Genomic DNA, 6,019 nt, shown 5'->3' on the forward strand with positions numbered 1-6,019 from the left:
GTCTACAGTATTCAGTCTTCAGTAATCAGTTTAAAGTCTTCAGTCAACGGTCTTCCGTCATCCGTCTTCAGACCTCCCTTTTTTAACATGCATTCCAAAAACATAAATCCGATTTATAAAGACTTCATGTAGTTTCAACCAAAACTTCGAGCTTCGGTCTTCGGGCTTCCGTCTTTTTTAAACATTTAATAACTCCGTTTATAATTATGGCACGATTATTACGTTATAAGATTCATATTAATTTATCTTTGATTTAAATTTAAAAATTAATCCAAAAATGACTAAGAATAGTATCGTTTCATTAGTAATTGCCATAAGTTTTAGTCTTCAAATCATAGCACAGCAATCTGCAACCTATACAAGTGGTTTAGTGGATTATCAAAAAGCATTGTCGCTTTATAATAATCAACAATACCAAGCTGCTCAGTCCATGTTTAGTAATGTTAAAAAAACAGCAAAAGAAGCTATTTTGCAATCCGATTGTGCTTATTACATTGCAAATTGCGCAGTAAGGTTAAATCAGCAGAATGCAGACCAATTAGTTGAAGATTTTGTAAAAGAATATCCAACCAGTACAAAAAGAAATACCGCCTTTGTAGATGTTGCCGATTACTACTTTGAAAATTCTAAATATGCTTATGCCCGAAAATGGTATGATAAAGTTGATGAAGCCGCTTTAGGAAGAAAGGAACGCGAAAAATTCTATTTTAATAATGGTTACACGGCCTTTTCAACAAAACAATATAAAGACGCCAAGAAGTATTTAAGTAAGGTTGAAAACTCCCCAGAATTTGGTTCACAAGCCAAGTATTACATTGGTTTTATGGCTTATGAAGGTGATGATTATGATAGCGCCAATGCGTATTTCGAGCAAGTAAGCGACCAGGAACGTTACAAAGAAAAACTTTCATATTATCAGGCAGATTTAAACTTCAAATTAGGAAAATTTGATAAAGCCATAGAATTAGCCAAAGAAAGATTAGCATCAAGCGACGCAGAAGAGGTTTCAGAGCTGTCAAAAATTATAGGTGAAAGTTATTTTAATTTAGAAAAATATAGCGAAGCTATTGCGTATTTAAAAGCATATAAAGGTAAAAATAGGAAATGGAGCAATACCGATTTTTATCAGTTGGGTTATGCATACTACAAGCAAAAAGATTATGAAAAAGCGATTTCTGAATTTAATAAAATTGTAGGAGGAACTAACGCTATAGCTCAAAATGCTTATTATCATTTGGGTGAAAGTTATATCCATTTAGATAAAAAACAGGAAGCCTTAAATGCCTTTAGAAATGCCTCGCAAATGAATTACGATTTAAAAATTCAAGAAGATGCCTGGTTAAATTATGCTAAAATTAGTTATGAAATTGGAAATCCTTACCAATCGGCCCCGCAAGTTTTGGCTGGCTATTTGGAGAAATATCCAAATACTAGTTATAAACAAGAAATTGAAACACTTTTAATTGATTCTTATATCACCTCAAAAAATTATAAAGAAGCCTTAAAATTATTAGAAAGTAATAAGAGTTTTGAAAATAAAGTGGCCTATCAAAAAGTGGCATTTTATAGAGGTTTAGAATTGTATAATGAAGCTAAATACCAAGAAGCAGAAAAACTTTTTGATGCTTCATTAAAAGAATCGCAAGATGCAAAATACACAGCTAGAGCAACATTTTGGAAAGCAGAGGCCGATTATAACTTAACAAATTACGACGATGCATTAATTGGTTTCAAGCAATTTCAACAACAATCAGGAGCTTCATCAACCCCAGAGTCTATAAACCTAAATTACAACCTGGCATACACCTATTTCAAATTAAAAAACTACGGAAAAGCTACTGAGCATTTCAATCAATTCATTTCAAATAGAAGAGATGATAAAGTAAGATTAAATGATGCTTACTTACGTTTGGGTGATGCACATTTTGTATCTAGCCAATACCAAAGTGCTATTTCTGCCTATGAGAATGCCATAAAGTTAAATGAAATAGAATCTGATTATCCAGCCTTTCAAAAAGCCATAAGTATTGGTTATACTGGGAATGCTTCAAAAAAAATAAATGCTTTAGAGCAGTTCATTTCTGAATATTCAAAATCAAAACTTCGCGATGATGCGCTCTACGAACTTGGTAATTCATATGTAAAAGAAAACAATGTTGATAAAGCTATGCAAGCTTACAATCAGTTAGCAATCGAATATAAAATGAGTTCGTTTGTACCAAAAGCATTGCTTCGTCAGGGTTTGGTTTATTATAATGGAAACCAGAATGAAAGTGCCCTAACCAAATTCAAGAAAGTAGCAAATGACTACCCAGGGACTCCCGAGGCTGTTCAAGCGGTTTCAACGGCCCGATTAATATATATTGATTTAGGGCGCGTAAATGAATATGCCAATTGGGTGAAGCAATTAGACTATGTTGAAGTGACTGATGCCGATTTGGATAATGCCACTTACGAAGCAGCCGAAAAGCAATATTTAGATAATGAAACGGATAAAGCTATAAAGCAGTTTAATGGGTATTTAAATCAATTTCCAAACGGAATTCATGCCTTACAATCGCATTTTTATGTGGGACAATTGTACTACAAGAAAGGGTTATTGGAAAACGCTGCGCCACATTATAATTATGTTACTGACGCGAGCAGGAACGAGTTTACAGAGGAAGCTTTAACGCGTTTATCACAATATTATTTAGAGAGCAAAAGCTGGAATAAAGCCATGCCAATTTTAAAACGATTGGAAGCCGAGGCGAACTACCCACAAAATGTGGTGTTTGCACAATCTAATTTAATGAAAGCAAATTATCAATTAGAAAATTATAACGAAGCCGTTACTTACGCCGAAAAGGTTTTAAGAAGTGCAACAATTGATAATAAAATTAAAAGCGATGCCCATATTATTATCGCAAGGTCTGCCATGAAAACGGGTGATGAAGCAAAAGCAAAAACAGCTTATGCAGATGTTGAGCGTGTGGCAACGGGCGAAACAGCAGCTGAAGCCTTGTATTATAATGCCTATTTTAAAAATAAAGAAGGCAAGCACGAAGCATCAAATGTTGCGGTACAAAGGCTAGCTAAAGATTTTTCAGGATATAAATATTATAGCGCGAAAGGTTTAGTGCTTATGGCTAAAAACTATTATGCTTTAAAGGATGCTTTTCAAGCGACTTATATTCTAGAAAGTGTCATTCAGAATTTTCCAGAATTTGATGATGTCGTTTCAGAAGCAAAAGCCGAACTCAGCAAAATAAAAAGGGAAGAAGCCAAAACAAATTCATCTATTGTACCAGAATAAAATAAGTTCACAGTAAGCAAATCGTAAATCGTAAATCGTAAACCGTCAATCGTAAATCAAAAATCTAACAATATGCGCAAGCAAATAAAATATATTTTCACAGGCATTCTTTTATTAACCATCACTTTAGGGTTTTCTCAAAGAAAATCGGGAGACACTATAAATACCGGTGTTATTGATGTAGTTAAACCTTATACACCAACAATTTCTGATGCTTTTAAAGTAAAGGAAGTACCATCGTTAGAAGATGAAACTACCGAAACTAAAAAGGTTATTAAGTATAATATATTTTCATTTCCTGTAGCTTCAACATTTACACCCGCAAAAGGAAAAGCTGCTATTGTTGAAAAGCGTGCGGCCGAAAAACTTTTTGATAATTATGCCACGTTAGGCGTTGGAAGCTACACAACTATTTTAGGAGAAGTGTATTTAAATCATGCCCTTAGCAGAAACGAAAGTATCGGTGGGTATGTAAGTCATCATTCATCGGCAGGAGGCATTGAAGGCTTAGAGTTTAATGATAATTTTTCAAACTCAAAAGTCAATTTAAACTATTCTAGCCGATTGCGAGATTTAGCATGGAATGTTGAGGCTGGTTTCCAACACCAAATGTACAATTGGTATGGTGTGCCAGAATCGCAAATAACTCAAGCAAAAGCGAATAATATTGAGGTCGACCATTCATTTTTAAATGCCCATTTTGGTGGCGATGTCATATTTGAAGACACCTATATTAATTCAGGAAGTTTCTTTTTCAGACGCTTTGGAGACAATCAAGGCTCTGGCGAAAATAGATTTGTAGCAAAAGCAAAAGTTGATGTGCCTATAAATGGTGAAGAGATTTCTACCGATGTTAAAATCGATTATTTAGGTGGTTCTTTCGATAGAAACTACATGGACACAAATGATTTGGATTACGGAAGTTTTCAAATAAATTTGTCACCAACTTACGAGTTAAAACAAGACGATTTAACGGTTAATCTCGGCGTATCCTTATATTATGCCAACAATAAAGCGTCTAGTGATAGTAACCTTCATATTTACCCAAATATTTCGGCAACATACAGGTTGGTTAATGATGTGTTGATAGCTTATGGCGGTATAAAAGGCGATTTAATTCAGAATTCTTATTACGGATTTGCTAACGAAAATCCATTCGTGTCACCAACCTTGATTGTTACACCAACCGACCAATTATACAATGCATACGTTGGTTTAAAAGGGAAACTTTCCAGCAATATGAGTTACAATATTAGTGGCAGATATATAGCAGATAGAAACAAAGCCCTTTTTAGAAATAACGAAATAACATTAACCAGTCAAGATTACACCTATGGTAACTCATTTGGCATCGTTTACGACGATTTAAAAACCTATGGCGTAGCTGGAGAAATTAATGTAGATGTTAACAGGAATTTCAAATTAGGCATTAAAGCTGAGTATTTCTCATACAGTACGGACAACGAAAATGAAGCATGGAATTTACCAGACGTAAAAGGGTCGCTGTTTTTAGATTATCAAATAAATGATCAATGGTTTGCTGGTGCAAATTTGTACTATATAGGCGAGCGTAAAGATCAGTTTTTCTTGAATGATGGAATGACTATCACATCACCGTTTACGGTAGTTTTAGATAGTTATTTCGATGCAAATGCTCATGTAGGATACCACATAAACGAGCAACTTTCGGTATTTGCAAAGGCCAATAATATCGCAGATTCTGCGTATCAGAAATGGCAAAATTTTCCGGTACAAAGCATTCAGTTTTTAGCCGGAGCTACCTATAAGTTTGATTTTTAAATTCCTGGGAAAGCAGGAATCTCATCAAGCAAAACGTCATTTATCAATAGTCTATTAAATTTGCAAAGACTAGTTTTTTGGGCGTTCCCCTGGCGGGTCAGGCTTTCCGTTACATGTCCTCGCACCTCCTGCGTCGGGCTGTGGGCTTTCCTCTGCAATCCCTGCCTGCCGGCAGGCAGGCTTAACGCGGGCCAGCCTAAAGGTCAGTAAGTCAAAATATCAATGTCAGTCTGAGCGCAGTCGAAGACCAAATATAACGCTAATATTATTCGCATTTCAACTTCCCTCAATGTGACAAAAAGGGAAGTATAAGTTATATGTGAAAAACTAAGTTCAACCTGCTAGGTTTTATTTAGTTTTGAACATATTAATTAATCACAGCATGAAGAAAACTGTAGCCATTTTAGTTTTATTACTTTCAGTACAATCTTTTTCGCAAAATCTAGAATGTTGTAATAATATTGAATCTGTGAAAAAAGCCATTGAAGGCGAATGGAAACTAAAAGGACAATCTGAAAATTTAATCTATAAGTTTTGGTTTAATGAGCAAAACGGATTTATTGAAGTTTTGGAAGAGTTAAATTTACCGCCAAAAGCAGAGTATACGCAACTTGGAAGTTTATTTATGGATGAGCAAGTGCAAACCCAAATAAAATTGATTAATGGTGCATTTTTTATCGAAGTCAATTATCCTTTTGATGCCGTTTCAGAACTCATTTCCAAATTAAATCAAAATACCTTTATTTATGGCAAAGGAGCATCACAGCATGTTTTTATAAAAGATGCAAACTAATTAAGATAGTTTTGCCAAATAATCAAAATGCTCACCTTCCAAAACCAATTCACATTTAAGGCCAATAGTTTCACAAGCCAATTTTAAAGTTTCAAAATCTAAGTACAACCATTTCATTGGTGCTTCTTTTT

Annotated in this window: 3 protein-coding genes and 1 pseudogene; 3 read left to right on the plus strand and 1 reads right to left on the minus strand. The window is 34.5% G+C overall.

What is annotated here, in order from left to right; all coding sequences use genetic code 11:
* The first annotated feature begins 277 nt into the window (after positions 1-277).
* The 3 genes from WBN21_RS16445 (at position 278) to WBN21_RS16455 (ending at position 5,888) form a co-directional block, all read left to right on the plus strand.
* A complete protein-coding gene (locus WBN21_RS16445) occupies positions 278-3,295 on the plus strand; it encodes a tetratricopeptide repeat protein (RefSeq protein ID WP_424202205.1) in 3,018 nt (1,005 codons plus the stop codon).
* Positions 3,296-3,367: 72 nt separating this feature from the next.
* Positions 3,368-5,095: a TonB-dependent receptor gene (locus WBN21_RS16450; RefSeq protein ID WP_424202207.1), complete on the plus strand. Its 1,728-nt coding sequence runs from the start codon at positions 3,368-3,370 to the stop codon at positions 5,093-5,095.
* A 382-nt stretch (positions 5,096-5,477) separates the two neighbouring features.
* Positions 5,478-5,888 (plus strand): hypothetical protein, encoded by a 411-nt coding sequence (locus WBN21_RS16455; protein WP_424202209.1) that lies wholly within the window; start codon positions 5,478-5,480, stop codon positions 5,886-5,888.
* Here WBN21_RS16455 and WBN21_RS16460 read toward each other — a convergent pair.
* A pseudogene (locus tag WBN21_RS16460) lies at positions 5,889-6,019 on the minus strand (SAM-dependent methyltransferase); the annotation flags it as partial.

Source organism: Algibacter sp. (assembly GCF_049667265.1).
GTDB lineage: Bacteria > Bacteroidota > Bacteroidia > Flavobacteriales > Flavobacteriaceae > Algibacter_B.

Excerpts from the sequence above, each read along its gene's own strand:
- WBN21_RS16450 (WP_424202207.1), top strand. The coding sequence starts at position 3,368 with ATGCGCAAGCAAATAAAATATATTTTCACAGGCATTCTTTTATTAACC.
- WBN21_RS16445 (WP_424202205.1), top strand. The coding sequence starts at position 278 with ATGACTAAGAATAGTATCGTTTCATTAGTAATTGCCATAAGTTTTAGT.
- WBN21_RS16455 (WP_424202209.1), top strand. The coding sequence starts at position 5,478 with ATGAAGAAAACTGTAGCCATTTTAGTTTTATTACTTTCAGTACAATCT.